The following is a 19,062-nucleotide window of genomic DNA, read 5'->3' on the forward strand; positions in this document are numbered from 1 at the left end:
TCCTATTTATGAATAAAATACCCAATCACTGCACCGACAAGTGCGGGTACTATCCAGCCTAATCCTAGATCGTAAAATGGGAGTATGTTCTCGTAAAATGCCCCAATCTGATTAAAGAACATAAGCTTAGCTTCTGGCATACTCTTAACAAGTGCCTGATAACCATCCAGTATACTTACAAAAAACGTTAATACCATCGCCATTAAGTACACACTCTGCTTTCCTTTGAATAATGGAGAAACAAGTGCAAGTACGATAAGCACAATTGCTAAAGGATATAAAAACATAAGCACAGGTACAGCAAATTGAATAATTTTGTTTAAGCCTAGATTTGCAAATAAGAAAGAAACTGCACATAGGATAAACACAAAGCTTTTATAGCTAATCTTCGGAAATGCTTCATGAAAAAATTCACTACAAGACGTTATCAGTCCTATGCTTGTTTTTAAACATGCAAGTACAATAATAATTGCGAGCAAAATTCCACCGAAAGATCCAAAATAGTGTTTAGCAACAGCTGCAAAGATGAGCCCGCCATTTTCAAACATTCCCACAGCTTGTACACTTGAAGACCCCATATATGTGATAAATCCGTAAATCAGCATCATTAACAACATAGCAAATATTCCTGATTTCCATGTCGTTTTAGCAATACTTTTTACATCACTAATCCCTTTCGCTTTAATTGCATTAATAACAACAATCCCAAAAGCAAGAGATGCTAGAGCATCCATCGTATTGTATCCTTCTTTAAACCCTGTCATAAAAGCATTATTTAGATAAGTTCCTTGCGGCTCTTGAAAACTCCCCATTGGACGAACAAGGCTTATAATTATTAATAGAAATAAAAACAGTAAAAAAGCAGGCGTTAAATATTTTCCTATCACATCCATAATTTTTGCTGGATTTAATGAAAAATAGTAAACCAGTAAAAAGAAAAGAAAACTAAAAATAGCCAAAAATAGAGCGATATGTCCATCCCCTACATATGGTTCAATCCCTACAGCAAATGGAACCGTTGCTGTGCGTGGAATAGCAAAAAATGGGCCAATCGTTAAGTAAAGAAAGAGAGAAAATAGAAAGCCGAATACTGGATGAACCCGATTCGAAAGCTCACGTACCCCATTACTCCCTGATAATCCAATTGCTAATATCCCGAGAAACGGAAGGCCAATTGCCGTAACTAAAAAACCAGCTAGCGCAAGCCAGAAATTTGTTCCAGCAAGCTGTCCAAGCTGAATAGGAAAAATTAAATTGCCTGCTCCAAAAAACATACCGAAAAGCATCGTCCCAATTAGAGCATACGTTGATAAAGAAATTCTTGATTGCATAGTTCTAATACTCCTTCATAAAAATGCATATAAATTAGATAATACGGGAATCATCAAAAGTTCTCAACCACTTTTTAATGAATATTCTAAAAACAACCTTCTTATTTCCTAACTTCCCGTATACTTAACTTCCAAATCATATGGTCATACCCTATATCCCAATAATCCTTAAAGATATAGTCAGGAGTTCCAAACTTCTTTTTCCAAACAAGCTGTGCATGAACATAACCGCTATCTAAGCAGAATGCCTCTACTCCTCTTTTATCCATCTCCTTATAAATTTCCTTCAATAGAAGACTTCCAATGCCTCTTTGTTGATAGTGTGGGTGTACAAATATCGTACCTACTTCCTTTACATCTTTTAATTGATCGTTGGTACATTGACAAATAAGCGCACTAGAAGGACCGAATTCAATTGTACCAATTATTAAATCCTCTAGTTTAGCAATTAAAAAATCCCGTTCCTCCCCGTTGCTTTCCAAATCGATTGCAAGATAACGTTTCTTCGTTTCTATTTCGGCAAGTAAATCCCCCGTTTGATCTTTTATCCCTTCTTTCTGAAAGGTATCCGTTATTACAAGCTTGAAAAAATCATGCAATAAATCAACATCGTCTATTGTTGGTCTTTTAATTGTAATAGGTATCATCTTAGTTCCTTCTTCAAAATCTCTCCTGGTAAGCCATCCATCTCCCCCACCCAATCTGAAGAAAAGCCTTTATTCATTAATATTTTTCTCGAAGCCTTGTTAGCCGGATCTATAATGGCTTTTATAACCCTTACATTTGTTTGCTCCATTAATGACATTAATATCCCCGCAATCGTACTGCCATATCCCTTTCCCCATTGTTCTGGCAAAAGCATATAGCCAAGTTCTGCCTCATCAGACTTTTGTTCGTCTAAAGTCAAATGCCCAAGCCCAATAAACACTTCTGTTTCTGGTTGAAAAAAGGCATATGACCCAAAGACATGATCCCTTTCATTGCGAGTTACTAACTTCTCGAAGTTCGCTTTTGCTTCTTCTAATGGAATGGCTCGCTCTGTAATCTGTGCCATCACTCGTTTATCAGATACTAGCTGAAAATATAACTCAAAATCATTTACAGTAAATTTTCGATACAACATCCTAATCATCCCCTTAATAGTTTATTCATCTTCCGTTCCGGAATTATGACAATCTAGTGAAGTCCGCATATCAAACATCATTTTAAAAAAAGCTAAGGATATTCTAAAACAAAGAAGGGATTATTCAATGGAAAAAAGATTAAATTTGTTAATGTTCAGTGGTGATTATGATAAAGCAATGGCTGGTTTAATCTTGGCCAATAGTGCCCGGGAAATAAATATCGAAGTAACAATGTTTTTCACCTTTTGGGGGCTCTTATTGCTTAGAGACCCAGAAAAAATCGATATGGAAGGCAAGTCACTCTATGAAAAAATGTTTAGTACTCTCACTCCCAAAGACATTGAGCAACTTCCTTTATCTAAAATGAATTATGCTGGTCTAGGTAAAGCAATGATGAAAGAAATGCTTGAAGATGAAGATGCCCCGCCATTGATAGCCTTCTTAAAAGGTGCACGAAAGAAACAAGTAAAGTTTCTTGCCTGCAAACTATCTGTTGATATACTCGGATTTAAGCAAGAAGAGTTTTATCCAGAAGTCGAAATTGTCGATGCCAAGGTCTATCTGGAGGATGCTTTGAAATCAGATATTCAGCTTTTTATTTAAAAATTAAGACACCCATTACTACGCGAGTGAAAAGGGCGGTTAATCTGCTGATGCAAAAGAACCGCCCAAAAAACCCTTAATATATCTCTGTTGCATTAGGATGCAACGTACGGACATGTTTTAAATAGCTTTTCACCTTTTCTGCCTCTTTTATTGAATAACGATAACTCAACTGCTTTCCGACTTCTAATCCTGTTTCCTCAAATAATGCTGTCATCGAAAATAACGCTTCCCAGACTTGATTATACTCTCCACTCGGGTAGGTATCCATGAGTTTCTGCCACGTTTGCTCATCCATATATCGCTTTAAATACTTACTGTTTTTACCTACACTAAGTGAAAAATCTGTTTCGATGCCAGCCTTCCATTCCAGCATTTTTAACAGCATCGCTCTTACAATATTCATATGGTCAATCGCATAAAGGATCTCTTGTCTCCATAACCCTTTGACTACATAGGTAGAGACCCACCAAAATTCATTAAAGCAATCAGCAAACTGTTCGGCTGTCGGCTTTTTTACCCAATAATCCTTATCTGTACTAGGTGGCACATAAGGAAGACTACCATCTTTATCGAACAAAACAATTGTCAGTCCATCCTCTTGACAGTATTTCTCCTTCTCTTCAATTGGAATAAGCATTAAATCTATCCGATTGCCATCTGTAAATAACATAAGATAGGTGAATCTTCCACCAAGCTCTGCTGGAAAAAGCGAGAAATCTTCTGGTGTTTGCATGATGATTTTTTCACCAAAAACATCAATCCAATCTGGTTCAGCCAAAAATGACTGCATATCATCTACTATATAAACAATATCGAAATCTTGAAAAGCATCTTTCGGTACATTCAGATTTGTTCTTGAGCCATTCATACAAACAGCTCTCACTCTATTATCCTCATTCGCTACTTTTAACACTAAATCTAGCATCTGTTGCTCTGTTCGCATCTTATCTCCTCCAATTATGTTTAATCGTTTTTTTCTAATAATTGGCGGCACACGAATCCAAATAGTATCTTGTTATATAAAGTGAAACTTCCATCAGTGGTGGTTTTCCCTCCTCCCCCACTGATAGTTAGTTGAACCAATCGGACCTTTACGGACAGTTGAGCTCCTACCTTTCTTCCTTGAGAGAGGAGTATTACTGTCCGTTAAGAGTGGGATAAAATGTTCTAAAAGGTTCACCGGCAATTGCTCCTTCTAATAAATAATATATGGTCCAAATAATATAGTTAACAAAATAATATGTACCCCAACAAAATAGATAATCCTCGGAGCACCTATCCATTCATTCACTCTTTTTGTCATTATAGCTAAGAAATAAGCAATAACCGCAATTAAAAAGAGGTAGAAATAGGTACTCCCCGTAAATGTTAAATACCCAGGCGCACTTGATAAAATATTGGGCACAAAGAAACGATCCTTAAATAGGACAGCTGCAATTAAATAGACCCCGATACCTGTATGAAAAATCCAAGGTCGATCATAATCTACTGTTCTACTAAAAAATACATACATAAATAGGACAAATAAAATTGGCCATATTAACCAAATGAAGGAAAGCGCAAAGGCAAAGAAGGAAGTCGAAATCATTCCAAATGTCTTTCCAAATGCCTGTAACCAATCTTCAGATGTATGTTTAATTTGTTTGTTTATCTTTGCCAGCTCATTGGAAGAAACATAAACTTTATTGCCAGCTCCATCAAGATCCATCCACGCAACTGTATCCTCATTTAACCATTGAGGAATAGTGGAAATAGCAGCTGTGTTACTGCGTCGTTCTGACTTTGTTTTACCTTCCTCACCTATTTCCGCTTCATAAATATTGAAGCCCTTTTTCTCATTATATTTTGTTTCTGTAAAACCATTCGCCTTAAATAAAAGACGTGGCTTTCCATCTCTATATGTAAAAGCAATATCCAAAATTTCCGTTAACTTGCCGCTTTCTATCGCAGGATCCTCAAACTTTAATTCATACTGTTCAGGTTGTTGTCCTTTTGTTATATCAATTTCAGCAAAATAGTTGAAATACTCTGGTTTTCCTTGCGTTAATTCCAGTTCTTCCTGAAGCAATAATGCCAGCTTTTGCTCCTCAAAAGTAAAGGAAATATTATTCACTATTTTGCCAGGATCGACCTTTACTTTTGTGTTATATAAACGATTGATCTTCCCATTTTCAATACGATATAAAGTGAGATCTACATTACCTTTTGCCTTTGCAAATAACAGAAGGTGAATACCATCCTCCTTTTCCTCTATCGATACCTTTTCTTTCTCTAAATCAATCGCCATTATTTCCGATGATTTTTTTGTTTCAGGATTTAATTGAAAAAGCTTGTTTTCTTTTACATAAAGAATGGTCGTCCGTAACGGAAAGAACGCCTCTACATCTGCAACCAATTGCGTCTTATCTTGGTCAAAAATATTTTTATAGTCAAAATAAATAAGCTGATTATTTCCCTGATATATTTGCGTCCATTTGTCTACAGGTATATCATAATTCTTCTCTTCCGCTATCTGAAACTCCTTGTTCATGGTCACGGTATGCAATTTATTTTCCTGAAAAAAGGAGAACAAGTAATGACCATCCTTTGTTTCTATTATTGCTGGTAATTTATTTACTTGAGATTTCCCAACTAATAATCCTCTACTCCAATCTGGTTCTGGTTGTGCTGTAACCTTAGAAAAATTTTCGACAAATAATAAAAACAGTCCTAATAAAATCAGCACAACTGGTATGATCCAATATAGTTTTTGTAGTATCCAGGTCTTCATCCTACTCCCCCATGCTGTTTCAAATTAATTCTCATTGTATTGCGAATAAAATAATAATAGCATATTTTCTGACAAAATATGCTATATTATTTTATCCATTAGAGGGGTTTTCCTTCCTCCCCACTGATGGTTAGCTGACAATCTGACCTTTACGGATAGTTGATCTCCCACCTATCTTCCTCGTATACTCATAAGCTTGAGGAGGGAATCTTGCTGTCCGTTAAGAGTGGGATAAATCGACAATAGCTGAGCTTCTCATGATTTGACGACCTAATCAGGTCTTGTTAAAATACAGGATGTAAAAGTTTGTGAATAAATTCACAATAATAACTTTTGCATCATTAATATGTTAGAAAGAAGGTGCAAATAAATGAAGAGAATTATTACATTAAGCACTCGTAAACTTAATGATACCGTAAAATATGGTGGCTGTGGGGAATGCCAAACTTCCTGCCAATCAGCTTGCAAAACTTCTTGTGGAATTGCTAATCAAAAATGCGAGAACCCTTGGAACCGATAGACTGCCCATTGTCTACCAAGAACTACCTTTATTCAATGGGGAATATCTCATTCCCCATTGGTTGAAATCCGAATATCACCGTGAAAATTAAACTAACTACATAAGCAAAAGGAGCTTATTTTCAAATGATTCATCAGTATAAACTTAATGGATACAATATTGTGATGGATACTTATAGTGGTTCGGTTCATGTTGTTGATGATCTTGCCTATGAAATCATTGCTCTTTATGAGACGACATCTACTAAAGATATTATTGATGGCCTACTTAACAAGTATACCGCTGACCCTACCATCTCAGAAAAAGCAATTTTCGAGACAATCGAGGATATAGAACACTTAAAAACTACAGGGCAGCTGTTTACAGAGGATGAATATAGAGATTTATCTATCCATTTAAAAAAGCGACGTACATACGTAAAGGCACTCTGCCTCAATGTTGCCCACACTTGTAATTTATCCTGTGATTACTGTTTCGCGAGCCAAGGGAAATACAATGGAGAAAGAGCCCTCATGAGCTACCAAGTTGGAAAAAGTGCCATTGATTTTCTTTTAGAGAATTCTGGGCACCATCGAAATCTTGATATTGATTTCTTCGGCGGAGAACCACTGATGGCATGGAAAGTCGTAAAAGATATTGTCCATTACGCTAGGAGTAAAGAAGCAGAATATCATAAAAAGTTCCGTTTTACCTTTACAACCAATGGCATGTTATTGAATGATGAAGTGACTGACTTTTTAAATAAGGAAATGGATAATGTTGTGCTTAGCCTGGATGGAAGAAAAGAAGTTCATGATCATCTCCGAAAAACGGTTAATAACAAAGGGAGCTATGATTATATCATCCCGAAATTTAAGCGCTTTGTTGAAAAACGTGGGGATAAAGAATACTATATTCGCGGAACTTATACCCATAACAATCTTGATTTCACCAATGATATTTTTCATATAGCAGATCTTGGATTTGATAAACTATCGATGGAACCAGTTATTTGTGATTCATCAGAACCTTATGCATTAACAGAAGCAGACCTTCCGGAAATTTACCATCAATATGAAGTGCTAGCTAAAGAAATGCTAAACCTCGGAAAAAATGGAAACAGCTTTACCTTTTACCATTATATGCTGGATCTTTCTGAAGGCCCTTGCATTCAAAAAAGAATATCTGGCTGTGGTTCTGGAACCGAGTATTTAGCTGTCACTCCATGGGGAGAACTCTTTCCTTGTCATCAGTTTGTTGGTGATAAAGAATTTAGTATGGGCAATGTATGGGCTGGCATCACCAAGCCGGAACTGCAATGTCAGTTTAAAGAAAATAATTGTTATTCAAAGGAAGAATGTCAAAAGTGCTGGGCAAAGCTTTACTGTAGTGGAGGCTGCCCTGCAAACACACTACATGCAACTGGTTCTTTACAAGGCACGCATGACTTTAGTTGCGATATTTTCCGTAAACGAGTCGAATGTTCGATGATGGTGAAAGTTGCTGAAACGCTGCGAGCAATGGAAGAATCAGAATATGCATTAACAGAAGAATAATCCATATTAATTCTGCCTCTATTTCTATAGAGGCAGGCTTTATATCCATTAACTATCTAAATCTTATTCTACTAAACATTAACATGGTATCTTCCTCGAGGCACAACTAAAGGAGTACCTGAAACAGGATCATTAATCACCGTGCAATTAAGACCAAAAATATCTTTTACCAATGTACTTGTAATAATATCTACCGGTTTTCCTTCTCCAACAAGTTTACCTTTCTCAAGTGCAAAAATATAATCTGCATAACGGGCGGACAGGTTAATATCATGGAGAACCATCACAATGGTCGTACCATATTTGCGATTAAGGTCTGTTAGCAAATCTAATATTTCTATTTGATACGTTATATCTAGAAACGTTGTCGGCTCATCAAGAAATAGAATATCCGTTTGTTGCGCTAAAGCCATTGCAATCCAAACACGTTGCCTTTGGCCACCTGATAGCTCATCGATATCACGATTAGCAAATTCTGTTATCTTCATAATTTCCATTGCTTCCGCAACTGCTTCATAATCTTTCTTGGACCAACCACTAAATAAGGCCTGATGAGGAAAACGCCCACGACCAACTAAATCTGCTACTGTTATTCCTTCTGGCACAATAGGAGATTGAGGTAAAATACCGAGAATCCGTGCTAATTGCTTTGGTGGAAATTTGCTAATCGATTTTCCGTCCAGTGTTATGTTACCAGACGAAGATTTAATAAGATTCGATAGCGTTTTTAAGAGAGTGGATTTTCCACAACCGTTTGCTCCAATAATAACACTGATTTTATTACTCGGAATTTCAAGCTCAATGTCTTGTAATATCATTTTATTTTCATAGCCAGATGTTAACTTTTCAGCTCGAAATTCATGTATCTTTTCCATTACAATTCTTCCCTTCGATTCATTCGAATTAATAGCATAATTAAGTACGGAGCACCTAGAATACCAGTAATAACACCTACTGGATATCTAGCAACGAACGCAAACTGGCCAATAAGATCCGATGCTAAAACTAAAATGATCCCCACAAGACCTGCTGGAATAACACTAGAAAAACCAATACCAACTAGTCTTTTGGCGATAGGTCCAGAAAGGAAAGCAACAAATGCAATGGGTCCTGTTGTAGCAGTAGCCAGCGCAATAATAAGTACAGAGCTGATTATCAATATTAGCCTTGTCCTATCTGTATGAATTCCAAGGGAAGTTGCAGTTTGCTCACCAAGTTCTAACATATCTAATCGCTTGCCAAGTAAGATGATAATTGGAGCAAAGAGAAGGACAGCAATAATAAGTGGATAAACATTCTCCATTTTAGCTCCATTTAAACTACCACTTAACCATCTCATGGCTGTAGGTACATCATGATGTTGGCCGATAAGCAATAGATAGGATATTACCGCATTGAGCATTGCTTGTATTCCAATTCCTATTAATATTAATCTACCAATCGAAAAAGAAGAACCTTTTGACAATAGAAAAATAACAATTACTGTGACTAGTCCGCCGATAATAGAGGCAATCGAAACAAAAGTACTACTTGCATGAAGCACAATGATGCAAAATACAGCAGCAGCACTTGAACCAGTTGTTATTCCGATAACATTTGGGTTTGCTAACGGATTACGAAGCATCGTTTGAAACACATATCCAGAGATACCAAATGCAAAGCCAGCAAAAACACCTGCAACCATTCTTGGAAAACGGATGGTTCCCACTGCAAAGGAGGCTCCTTTTACTTGCTCACCTAGTAAAACACTGATTACATCTGAAACAGGATATATAGTGTTTCCTAACATAAGCATCGTCCAGCATAGCGCAAAAGAAATAATTGCTAGGAGGCAAGTCACAAGTATAAAACGACGACGTCTTTTTAATCTACCTACCATAATAAGATTCATTGATTCATTCATCATAACGTACGCATTTTCGCTTTCATAGTTATTAAGATTAAAATAGGAGCACCAATAAAAGCAGTAACTACTCCCACTTCAAGTTCACCAGGACTTCCGATGATTCGGCCACATACATCTGAAATAGTTAATATAATAGCTCCTGCTACAGCGGACATCGGAATAATGTAGCGCAAATCAGGACCAATAATGAGACGAATCACATGGGTTGCAAGTAATCCAATAAAACCAATTGGGCCTGCTAGTGCTGTTGCCGCACCACATAATAGTACTCCTCCAAATGCTGCGATAAGTCTAAGTGTACCAGTACGTACACCTAATCCTGTAGCAACTTCATCCCCTAACGCTAAAGCATTTAGGGCTGGAGCGGAAAACAAGGCTATTAGAATACCGACGATAAGAAAAGGAATAAAAATAGAGATAGAGTTCCAATTTCCAGAACCAACGCTGCCTACCTGCCAAAATCTAAATTGATCCATCACATTTGAGCGCGGGATCATAATTGCCATTACAAGAGAGGATAATGCTGCACTTGTCGCCGCCCCAGCTAAAACGAGTTTAAGGGGGGTGGCACCGCCACTCCCCATCGAACCAATTCCGAATACAAAAATGGCAGTTAAGATTGCTCCTGCTAATGCAAACCAAATGTATTGACTAGCAGTACCAATATGAAAAAAGGATATTCCACAAACGACGAATAGTGCCGCACCTGTGTTTACTCCTAATATGCTAGGATCTGCAATAGGGTTACGTGTGACGGACTGCATAAGAGCCCCAGAAACTCCTAATGCAGCACCACACATAAGACTAAAAACAGTTCTAGCAATTCTTTGGCGAACAACATTTGCTCCGTGTGACTGGACATCAGGATGGAATAAACCATCCATTATTTCGTTCCATCCAACAGTACGAGACCCAAAAGCAAGAGACACCAATATACTTATACCGAGTAAGACAATTGAAAGTATTAATACGCTAATAAATCTTCTCGGAATTACTAACTGCTTATTTTTTAAAACGGATGTATGTTCCATTTATTTCACTTTGCTTACAGCTTCTGAGAGTAAAGTTAAGTACTCATCGATAGAGTATTCAATAGAAAGTGTACTTGGAGTTCCTGCTGCTGCAAGTGGAGTATTATCCTCAATAATAACAACAGATCCTCTCTCTACAGCAGGAATCTTTCCATAAATCGGATCAGCCTGTAAAGCAGCAAGTGTTTGATCATTTCCATATGATACAAAAATATCTACATCGTTTAGTATATCTGCATTTTCAGCACTTACTTCCAAATAGAAGCTAGTTGGATCAGTAATTTGACTTGTAATACTTTCCGGATATTCCATTCCTAATTCTGTCAAGAATTCACCACGTGGATCTGCTGGTGTGTAGATGTAAAACTTAGATAAATCAGCACCATTGACACTTACAAATGCTGCTTTTTTCCCCTTAATTCCAGGGTGTGCACTTGCTTTATCTGCAATTAATTTTTCTGTATCCGCAATAAGCTGTTTTCCTTCTTCTTCCATACCCATTCCCATAGAATTGTATGTTACTTGTTCACGCCAAGTTGCTACCCAAGGATTTTCTTGATAAGCAACAACTGGAGCAATTTCACTTAATGTATCATATTCTTCTTGCGTAATACCTGAATATGCTGCAAGAATAACATCTGGATTAGAATCAGCAATCGCTTCAAAGTCTAAACCATCTGTATCTTGAAAAATATTCGGATTTGTTTCCCCTAATTCTTCTATTTTCGCTTTCGTCCAAGGTAACATACCGCTTTCATCTTGCACTCCGTAGTTTGCTGCTGAGAAACCTACAGGTACAACCCCAAGAGCAAGTGCAACATCATGATTGGACCATGCAATAGTAGCAACACGTTCAGGCTTCTCCTCAATTACTGTCTCACCAAACGCATGTTTGATAGTTATTGGATATTGAGAATCTGTATTTGAATCATCTGATTTTGTTTCATCTGATTTAGGTGTTGACTGACTTGAACAACCCGCTAATAAAAGGATTGCTACAATTGAGAATAATAAAATATGAATAAATGGCTTTCTTTGTTTTTTAAACATATGTATGTCCCTCTTTTTCTATTTTTATAATGATTATCATTCTCAATTATAATACTTGTTTTTTATTTTTCTGTCAATTACAAAATAAATGATGATTGAGTCAAGTTTTTGTGGGAGTTTTTTTAGCTCCCTTTTTTATAAAGTAAAACCTCTAAGTTTGTATCCGCTTTCCAATTGGTTTTGTTCTTCCAACTGTTGATTCTCTCATTTTTTAAAAACCTTTTAATCCCTGTAAGGCAAAGTGAACGGGTTTTCCAATCGCTTGATTTAAGTATGGCATGTTCTGACGCACGGTTTCTGTTACTAATTTTGTGGGTATTTTTCTTTTCGGTCGATGCTCTTTCTTTGATTTTTCCGTGGCTTTTTCCCATTTTCCATATATCGTTTGGATAGATAGATCATCCTTCAACCCAATCCACAAACGTGCCATGCTCATGACGCCTTTTTTGCTCCATGCTCTTCCATTTTTTAATCGTTTGGCTAATTGATTCATCATTGCTTCTGCACTTCCCATTGGACGATACGCTGTCGTGTCCACGCCTTTCTCCTGTAACCAACTACGGTAATCTTTTATGGTTTCCTGATGATGCGTTAAAAAGCCGAGGAAATGTGCTAGTTTTTCTTCTTCTTCTGGTGTATCCATTGTTCCTACTGCGCTATTCAACTCTAGAAGTAATGTTTCTACCTGGTAGTTTTTTAACGCTCTTTTCATGTAGCGGTATCGAGGATGGCTCTTCATTAGTTGCTTCATCGAACGAGCGACATGAAAACGGTCCATGGTGAAAAAGGCGCGTTCCCGAAAATACTCCCGACATGCCGTTATCCAGCCTGCTCCATCGCCATTAATAATAAGCAAGGTTTGGGTTGGATCATACGCATAATGATTCTGTAAGAATGTTTCAAAAGCTTCCCAAAAGGGTTCTTTTTCTTCATAGAGAAAATGCCTTTTATTTCGGAGCCTGACTCGCTTTCCGTTTTCTTTCCATCCCTCATGTACAGCGGCGAATTTCAACTCCCATCCACGCTTTTTCTTTTCTTGACTCTTCACATATAATCCATCTACTTCGACAAACAACACCTTTTGAAAAGGACGTTTTTCCTTAGCGGGAAGTACGCTTGTATGAAGAAGATGTTGCCGTAATGCTTCGTGGCTCATCGCCGAATAGCCTAAAAATTGTTCGAACGTTTCCACCGCCTTTCGATAGGAGGAACCATTTGTCGCTAATTCTAGCCCCCATTCTTCTAATAGTGGACTAAACCCTTTATTCCCTTGAAACTGTAAATAATGATCTAACAGACAAATATATTTTTTGGTTACACGATCGAAATAATAATTACGCTTCAGCTCCACTGCTCCAAACGCTGTATCTACTCGTATTTCTCGTTTATCTCGTAAAGCAAATCTTCTTTTGTCTCGTTGCTGAGCAATCTCTAGATCCCAATTTTCTAATGTTTGAACAAGGATTTCTTGAAAGGTCATTTGTAGTGTTCGAAATAAAGTTTTTTCCAATTCTTTTAATGATGGCATTTTTGTGTTACATTGATTCATGAGAGCCTCTCCTTTTCGTAGTATTCTAGTCAAACTCTACTTTACAAAAGGAAGCTCTCTTTTTTAATACTTAATTTTTTCCAGCTACCGCGCTTTCGCTTGGTGGCCTTTTTGTCTAGTTGGGGGACTCGTCCCCCAACTAGACAAAAAGGATATTTATTCTCCCACAAACATTTTACTCATACATAAATGATGACATTTAATAATCCCTTTCGTTCTAATCCTGGATTAAGAAATCGACCAGCACATAGGAAGATAAGAATAATAAAACCAACAAGTGATATAACTCCTAGTTTACTTGATGCGGATTCATAGATAATAAACTGATCATCTACAAATATACTTTCCTTAAAATCTTGATAACTTACATGTAAATAGACCAATAAAGGGAGGATAAAAAAGAAAAATAGATAAATGAATATCCATCGCTTTCCTCGATGTTTAAATTCAGACTTTGACGTTTTCATTATTTGGCCACTGATATAGAGAGGAAGACTAATAACCCATAACAGTATATTGGCAAAAATAATATCCTCTTGAAAGTTTAAAGCACTGCTAAGAGCAAGTACCAAACTAATAATAATGATTACTATACCACCAATTTTTCTCATACGACTCCCCCTTGTTTTCGTAAGTGCTGATTATTCGCCGAAATAATTACTTAAACTGTTTTTCTACTTTTTCTAGACAGCATTCATCCACCAAATCCCTGTATTTGTAATAGATCGGACGTAATATTTCTATGTCTCTTGCGATAACTTCACACCCTCTATCATCAAAAATATAAAGGATAATACTTTTTGTGACATTAATAAAAAATATATCTGGATATATTCCAGACTGTAGACAAACTCCTGAATTTTAAAATAAAAGTTTGTATATAGTATATTTATTAGTCCCTTTGAATGGGATGTTGCTTTCCGCTCCAGGGGTTCGCTTTCCGTGGGGCTCGCGCTGAGCCGCTTCGGCTTACAGCCTGCAGGGTCTCAGCTGTCTCGCTAATCCCACAGGAGTCTCACCCCTTCCACTACAAGCAACGCATAAAAATTCTATTTAACTTTTTAAAAATCATTTTGTCGACAAACTGAAATATATCTGGATATATTCTTTTAATTTCATTACTTCTACCCCCTCTGTTTGTCAAGGGCGATTGCGTGGCTTCACCACCCAATCACTGGAAGAGATCAGTGAGTTTTCATAGAACTTTTGACACTACCATTATCCATTTCTTTTAACGACTCTTTTTAAGAACCGTCTGACCTTTTATAAATGTTTATCCCTTCCAAAGTGCCACCTCAAATTGTTATTTAATAAAAGTATAGCGTGAATCTATTCATCTTCAAGGATTTATGCGGTCGTGGACTATATAAGTGAATCGGTTAGTATTAAATATTGGAAACCTTAGGGGGACTCGTTTAAGTAATAAATAAACCAAAAAGCCAAATAGTCTTTATAACTATCTGGCTTTTTGGTTTACATATAAAGGAGTACACAAAAGATTTTAGACTGTCTAACGTATTTTTAAATAATCAGGAATATCTTAGGGGAATGATTAATCCTGACACAGTTTAATTCCATTTCATCTTTTAGATTCCTTGTTTTTATTAACATAACCTTTAACTATTTTTAGACTGTATCAGAGAATGATTTTCTTTTCGTCAGCCAATCTGCAAAAATGAAGATAAGAGCATATATTGGGAGCGAATATGTATATTTCCATCCAGTTAAAACGTAAAAGCCTGCCCATACAAAAATAGGTTCACCGATATATGCGACCAGTGCTCCATAAAACAATCCTTTCTTCCATGCTGAAATATGGGGCTTTGTCTGAATTAAAAACATGATTGTTACAGGTAACATACAAAAATTAAAAGGAAGCCATGCAGGAAAAGAAGGAGTAAGTTTACCCGTATAATACCATAACCCCATTGCTACACCTATGTAGTCCAAACACAGCGAAATTAAAATTACTAATATGCCTGCATATAATAGACGATTGGTACTATCCTTTTTTCTATAGAAAATCCAGAATACCCATGCTCCTACTGATAATATAACTGACAGCCACCAATCCCATTGGAGAAATGTCTCATCCAACCAAAGCCGACCATAATTTTCATGGAGTTGATGAAAACTTTCGAACAAGTCCTCTACTTCATTCATTTTCTTCCCTTTATCCACATACCTCAGCCCTTCGTTGCAATTTACCATATTATTGTTCATTAATATCCATTAAAAAATTCAAGATATATGCAAAGATATGTATACAAATAAGCGGTACAAAAATAAAATCGCATTGGTTTTAATTTCCATGCGGTTTTCATGCGGAGATTACATTTAACTACTTTCTTGGTTGGTGACTACGTATTCTCTTTTGGGCTCGGTGAACTTATTCTTCATATGGCTTGCCAAAGGATTTCGGTAATGAGTTCATCATTCTTGAAAGAATGTCACTGCTATCCATACTTTTCCCCATTAATGGATGTCCTAACTGATTAAGTCTTTGCTGCCTTTTTATCGGATTCTCATAGATCGTTTGCCCTTTCCAAGCCTCATCAATCCAATGTTTGATAAAACTTTGGGTTTTATGGTCAAATTCATTAAAATCTCGACTGTAATCCATCCAAGTACTGACATGGCTCCTAAAGGTATCCGTTATTGGTCTTTCCCATGAAAATAACTTTTCTATCGCAAACGCTACAGCACCTATATAAGTTTCCTTAGGCATTCCCTTTACATGCATATATAGTTGACCAAATGGTCCACTACCCTTCTTTCTAGCATTTGCTGTAGTCATTAATAAAACCAATACCCCAAAAAGGTTTTCTACTTTTGAGAAATTCAAATGGGAACCAGCGGCATTTAAATAATCTGATTCTTCAGTGCTAGAACACTTTTGAGCAAGCGTTTCAAACATTTCGAGGACTTTTTCTTCAAAATCTATTGGAATCAGTGAAGAATCCATAATAGCCCGAAATTTTTGGCATCCCTGCATAAAACCTTCCTCATTAATGACCTGTTTAAGGGCTTGTATTTCTAATGGTGAAACAACTTTTTGCGTTTGAGGCACATTAGGTGTAAAAATGCTTTTAATTTCCTTATCTGTTTTTTTAATCAGTGTTTGTGTTACAAATTCATTTAAAAATTTTTCGAATGCTTCTTGGTTACTTCTACTTTCAGGGAATTCCTTCATGGGGTCAATTAACTTGATACCATACTGCTTACAATGCTCCTCTAATTCATCACTATACTCCCAAGCAAGCATATATGAAACAGGCATATTCCCTCTGAAGACTACTTCAATTTCCTTTAAAATTTCCTGTATATTTTTATCCCGAAGGCTATACCCTATAAAAAATAGCCGTTTTGCAAGAAGGTCAGACCTTAATCTAATGTTCAGAAAATGGTCAACTGATCCCATTCTGTTTTCATAATCACCTGCTGTAAACACTATTGAATCCGGAACGTATAAATCCCCATGGAATTTAATAAAAAATCTATCACCGGGCATAGAATTTGCTAAATCCGATAAGGTTGTTATTACTTTTAAATCTCGGCCATATTTCTCAAAACATTTTTCCATTATATTGTCCTGATTAGTAGTATAAAGCACCCCTACTCCAAGACTCATCATTGCTAAGTGTGCGAAACCTAATGAATCAGAAAAATCCTCTATTAACAATTTTGTTCTTAAATATTCGCAAAATCTTTCTTTAGAAAAAGTATCTACATATTGCTGAGCCACAACTAAATGGTCCTGTTCATCAGTAGATAGTTCTTCTGCCAATCCGTCCCTTATCGTATCCCAATCAACTTTCAAATGTGGAACTGAACACCCAGCCCCTAAGAAGGGAACCAATTTATGTTTGGCTGCCAAATCAGCCAATTCATTTATTATTTTATCCATAATTATTTCACCCTTGTTATTAATCAGAAAATGGCAAAAGTAAGCAAGATTGTGTTTCCTGCTTACTTTTCTGTTAATCAATTGTTAAGAAGTCATGAATACTATCGAAACAGGCCTTTATATTCCTGTTAATTTGTGTTCCTGTCATTACATTCAATTGAAAACCATACTTTGTGGCAATTTGCCCTTTTAATTGCATCTTTACTTCGCTGTTCAACTGTTTTATGGTACTCATGACCATCCAATTCTACAAATAACATTTTTTGTTTACACCAATTTAATATTTGAAAATCGAATCTAATATTAGTTGAATTTGTATCGTGCATTCTTCTTTCTTTATCTGGTATATCAGATAATTTTAAATAATAATGCCCATTGCATTGTTCAGCCCAAAAAAATGACCTTGTTCCACAGACCTCTGGAATAATGGCTGGAAAAGAAGTGTCCTTTTTATAATAATTATCAAGCCAATATTGATAAAACATTTTTTCAATCGGGCTTGTCGATAATGATTCCAAAACAGTGGGCAAATCTGTATCATAGCCTGCCAATTCAGTATTTACATGTTCAACCGTCCAAGGAATCAGTGACTCCCCTTCAACAATTTCAGTTTTTTTATAGTTATGGCTACCTTTATATAGTCCATAGTTTATATCGAAGAAAAGATCCTCATTCCACCGATACCCTAATCTTACTCTATCGATTAACGGACCTTTTTTTCTTGCTAATTTGAAGTTCTTTTCATATTTCTTTTGGAACCTCGACAGTATAAACTCCTCTGCATCTTCTGAAACCATCCAGAGTTCCTCTTCTTTATTTAGAAAGGAATAAACCCCATTTTTATAAGATTGTTTCCCATACCATCCCTTTTTATGAAAAGACCTTAAGTATTCTATAAAATCATGATACATTTGTTCAGGTGTCCATATAAGATGGTCCCTTACATAAGTATCCATATATTTTCCCAAAACGCCGTTTATATACCATTTCTGTTCTTGACTAAAATCCTGATATTCCATTCCTTCCCTCCACTTTTAAAGTATTGCTTTCCATCCTATTTATCATATCAATTGCGTATTTGGCAATTAAAATATGTTGTATATATCAGTTTCAAAATCCGATGCTAATTATAAGGTTTGTGGAATGAAAGAAATGGATTACAAGGGTGGTAAAAATGAAGATGTAGCGTAACTTTTAGAAATCATCTACAATATAGTCATGCATCTTTTGTGAACAAATCGCTTAAAAAATATTCATATTAAGTGAGGCGGGAAATTAAATGGAAACATCTAAAAAAATAACAGTAGAAACAACAGTTCAAGCACCCATAGAAAAGGTATGGAAATATTGGACAGAGCCAACTCATATAACAAAATGGAGCAGTGCTTCTGATGACTGGCACACACCATTTGCTGAGAATGATTTAAGAGCAGGTGGGAAATTCCATTCAAGAATGGAAGCCAAAGAAGGCAGTTTTGGTTTCGATTTTGGTGGAATATATGATGAAGTAAAATTACACGAGGTTATTGCTTATACACTGGGTGATGGAAGAAAAGTTATAATCACTTTTAAAGGTCATGAAAACGAAACCCAAGTAATTGAAACTTTTGATGCTGAAACTACGAATCCAATTGAGTTACAACAACAAGGATGGCAGGCGATTCTAGATAATTTCAAAAAATATTCAGAGCAAACAACCATTTAAAAAAGCAATGAAGAGATACTCTAATTAT

General features: G+C 36.3%; 18 protein-coding genes and 1 pseudogene. 4 read left to right on the top strand and 15 right to left on the bottom strand.

Annotation, left to right across the window (positions count from 1 at the left end; genetic code table 11):
* Positions 1 to 2: 2 nt before the first annotated feature.
* From brnQ to NST60_RS10025, 3 genes are all read right to left on the bottom strand, one after another.
* Positions 3 to 1,331: a branched-chain amino acid transport system II carrier protein gene (gene brnQ / locus NST60_RS10015; RefSeq protein ID WP_169187655.1), complete on the bottom strand. Its 1,329-nt coding sequence runs from the start codon at positions 1,329 to 1,331 to the stop codon at positions 3 to 5.
* A gap of 101 nt (positions 1,332 to 1,432) precedes the next feature.
* The gene (locus tag NST60_RS10020; protein ID WP_341098765.1) at positions 1,433 to 1,978 is read right to left on the bottom strand and encodes a GNAT family N-acetyltransferase; all 546 of its coding nucleotides are present in this window, start codon (positions 1,976 to 1,978) and stop codon (positions 1,433 to 1,435) included.
* Positions 1,975 to 2,463 carry a GNAT family N-acetyltransferase gene (locus NST60_RS10025; RefSeq protein ID WP_101729121.1) on the bottom strand — a complete coding sequence of 163 codons (489 nt, stop codon included), beginning with the start codon at positions 2,461 to 2,463 and terminating at the stop codon, positions 1,975 to 1,977. The genes NST60_RS10020 and NST60_RS10025 overlap by 4 nt, the downstream gene beginning before the upstream one ends.
* Before the next feature lie 118 nt (positions 2,464 to 2,581).
* Here NST60_RS10025 and NST60_RS10030 point away from each other — a divergent pair, with 118 nt between their 5' ends.
* Positions 2,582 to 3,058 carry a DsrE/DsrF/DrsH-like family protein gene (locus tag NST60_RS10030; protein WP_016201429.1) on the top strand — a complete coding sequence of 159 codons (477 nt, stop codon included), beginning with the start codon at positions 2,582 to 2,584 and terminating at the stop codon, positions 3,056 to 3,058.
* A 76-nt stretch (positions 3,059 to 3,134) separates the two neighbouring features.
* On the opposite strand, the gene NST60_RS10035 is transcribed toward NST60_RS10030, so the two are convergent.
* Positions 3,135 to 4,004: an aminoglycoside 6-adenylyltransferase gene (locus tag NST60_RS10035; RefSeq protein WP_169187654.1), complete on the bottom strand. Its 870-nt coding sequence runs from the start codon at positions 4,002 to 4,004 to the stop codon at positions 3,135 to 3,137.
* Between the two features lie 252 nt (positions 4,005 to 4,256).
* A complete protein-coding gene (locus NST60_RS10040) occupies positions 4,257 to 5,831 on the bottom strand; it encodes a hypothetical protein (protein ID WP_341098766.1) in 1,575 nt (524 codons plus the stop codon).
* A gap of 370 nt (positions 5,832 to 6,201) precedes the next feature.
* On the opposite strand from NST60_RS10040, the gene scfA reads away from it, so the two are divergent.
* Both scfA and scfB read left to right on the top strand, forming a co-directional pair.
* Positions 6,202 to 6,351, top strand: a complete 150-nt coding sequence (gene scfA / locus NST60_RS10045; protein WP_016201432.1) for a six-cysteine ranthipeptide SCIFF — start codon at positions 6,202 to 6,204, stop codon at positions 6,349 to 6,351.
* Between the two features lie 125 nt (positions 6,352 to 6,476).
* Entirely contained in the window at positions 6,477 to 7,886 is a 1,410-nt protein-coding gene (gene scfB, locus NST60_RS10050; protein ID WP_169187653.1) for a thioether cross-link-forming SCIFF peptide maturase, read from the top strand.
* Positions 7,887 to 7,957: 71 nt separating this feature from the next.
* Here scfB and NST60_RS10055 read toward each other — a convergent pair whose 3' ends face one another.
* From NST60_RS10055 to NST60_RS10100, 10 genes and pseudogenes are all read right to left on the bottom strand, one after another.
* Complete coding sequence (locus NST60_RS10055) at positions 7,958 to 8,761, bottom strand: ABC transporter ATP-binding protein (RefSeq protein ID WP_016201434.1); 804 nt, start codon at positions 8,759 to 8,761, stop codon at positions 7,958 to 7,960.
* Positions 8,761 to 9,792, bottom strand: coding sequence for a FecCD family ABC transporter permease (locus NST60_RS10060; protein ID WP_040342676.1), 1,032 nt, complete (start codon positions 9,790 to 9,792; stop codon positions 8,761 to 8,763). The genes NST60_RS10055 and NST60_RS10060 overlap by 1 nt, the downstream gene beginning before the upstream one ends.
* Positions 9,789 to 10,823, bottom strand: coding sequence for a FecCD family ABC transporter permease (locus tag NST60_RS10065; RefSeq protein WP_016201436.1), 1,035 nt, complete (start codon positions 10,821 to 10,823; stop codon positions 9,789 to 9,791). The genes NST60_RS10060 and NST60_RS10065 overlap by 4 nt, the downstream gene beginning before the upstream one ends.
* Entirely contained in the window at positions 10,824 to 11,873 is a 1,050-nt protein-coding gene (locus NST60_RS10070) for an iron-siderophore ABC transporter substrate-binding protein (protein ID WP_101729126.1), read from the bottom strand.
* 211 nt (positions 11,874 to 12,084) lie between these two features.
* On the bottom strand, positions 12,085 to 13,422 hold the full coding sequence (locus tag NST60_RS10075) for an ISLre2 family transposase (protein WP_100525934.1): 1,338 nt from the start codon (positions 13,420 to 13,422) through the stop codon (positions 12,085 to 12,087).
* Between the two features lie 179 nt (positions 13,423 to 13,601).
* Entirely contained in the window at positions 13,602 to 14,033 is a 432-nt protein-coding gene (locus NST60_RS10080) for a hypothetical protein (protein WP_341098767.1), read from the bottom strand.
* 46 nt (positions 14,034 to 14,079) lie between these two features.
* A pseudogene (locus NST60_RS10085) lies at positions 14,080 to 14,253 on the bottom strand (DUF3885 domain-containing protein); the annotation flags it as partial.
* 795 nt (positions 14,254 to 15,048) lie between these two features.
* Positions 15,049 to 15,603, bottom strand: a complete 555-nt coding sequence (locus NST60_RS10090; RefSeq protein ID WP_224428577.1) for a CBO0543 family protein — start codon at positions 15,601 to 15,603, stop codon at positions 15,049 to 15,051.
* A gap of 208 nt (positions 15,604 to 15,811) precedes the next feature.
* Positions 15,812 to 17,329, bottom strand: a complete 1,518-nt coding sequence (locus NST60_RS10095; RefSeq protein ID WP_254416043.1) for an SIR2 family NAD-dependent protein deacylase — start codon at positions 17,327 to 17,329, stop codon at positions 15,812 to 15,814.
* 128 nt (positions 17,330 to 17,457) lie between these two features.
* On the bottom strand, positions 17,458 to 18,348 hold the full coding sequence (locus NST60_RS10100; RefSeq protein WP_254416042.1) for a hypothetical protein: 891 nt from the start codon (positions 18,346 to 18,348) through the stop codon (positions 17,458 to 17,460).
* A 260-nt stretch (positions 18,349 to 18,608) separates the two neighbouring features.
* On the opposite strand from NST60_RS10100, the gene NST60_RS10105 reads away from it, so the two are divergent.
* Positions 18,609 to 19,034 (top strand): SRPBCC family protein, encoded by a 426-nt coding sequence (locus NST60_RS10105; protein WP_224428460.1) that lies wholly within the window; start codon positions 18,609 to 18,611, stop codon positions 19,032 to 19,034.
* Positions 19,035 to 19,062: the final 28 nt, after the last annotated feature.

The organism is Niallia sp. FSL W8-1348, assembly GCF_038006745.1.
Taxonomy (GTDB): Bacteria; Bacillota; Bacilli; order Bacillales; family Cytobacillaceae; genus Niallia; species Niallia alba.

Coding starts and splice junctions, on each gene's coding strand:
- brnQ (WP_169187655.1), bottom strand. CDS start 1,331: ATGCAATCAAGAATTTCTTTATCAACGTATGCTCTAATTGGGACGATG.
- NST60_RS10020 (WP_341098765.1), bottom strand. CDS start 1,978: ATGATACCTATTACAATTAAAAGACCAACAATAGACGATGTTGATTTA.
- NST60_RS10025 (WP_101729121.1), bottom strand. CDS start 2,463: ATGATTAGGATGTTGTATCGAAAATTTACTGTAAATGATTTTGAGTTA.
- NST60_RS10030 (WP_016201429.1), top strand. CDS start 2,582: ATGGAAAAAAGATTAAATTTGTTAATGTTCAGTGGTGATTATGATAAA.
- NST60_RS10035 (WP_169187654.1), bottom strand. CDS start 4,004: ATGCGAACAGAGCAACAGATGCTAGATTTAGTGTTAAAAGTAGCGAAT.
- NST60_RS10040 (WP_341098766.1), bottom strand. CDS start 5,831: ATGAAGACCTGGATACTACAAAAACTATATTGGATCATACCAGTTGTG.
- scfA (WP_016201432.1), top strand. CDS start 6,202: ATGAAGAGAATTATTACATTAAGCACTCGTAAACTTAATGATACCGTA.
- scfB (WP_169187653.1), top strand. CDS start 6,477: ATGATTCATCAGTATAAACTTAATGGATACAATATTGTGATGGATACT.
- NST60_RS10055 (WP_016201434.1), bottom strand. CDS start 8,761: ATGGAAAAGATACATGAATTTCGAGCTGAAAAGTTAACATCTGGCTAT.
- NST60_RS10060 (WP_040342676.1), bottom strand. CDS start 9,792: ATGATGAATGAATCAATGAATCTTATTATGGTAGGTAGATTAAAAAGA.
- NST60_RS10065 (WP_016201436.1), bottom strand. CDS start 10,823: ATGGAACATACATCCGTTTTAAAAAATAAGCAGTTAGTAATTCCGAGA.
- NST60_RS10070 (WP_101729126.1), bottom strand. CDS start 11,873: ATGTTTAAAAAACAAAGAAAGCCATTTATTCATATTTTATTATTCTCA.
- NST60_RS10075 (WP_100525934.1), bottom strand. CDS start 13,422: ATGAATCAATGTAACACAAAAATGCCATCATTAAAAGAATTGGAAAAA.
- NST60_RS10080 (WP_341098767.1), bottom strand. CDS start 14,033: ATGAGAAAAATTGGTGGTATAGTAATCATTATTATTAGTTTGGTACTT.
- NST60_RS10095 (WP_254416043.1), bottom strand. CDS start 17,329: ATGGATAAAATAATAAATGAATTGGCTGATTTGGCAGCCAAACATAAA.
- NST60_RS10100 (WP_254416042.1), bottom strand. CDS start 18,348: ATGGAATATCAGGATTTTAGTCAAGAACAGAAATGGTATATAAACGGC.
- NST60_RS10105 (WP_224428460.1), top strand. CDS start 18,609: ATGGAAACATCTAAAAAAATAACAGTAGAAACAACAGTTCAAGCACCC.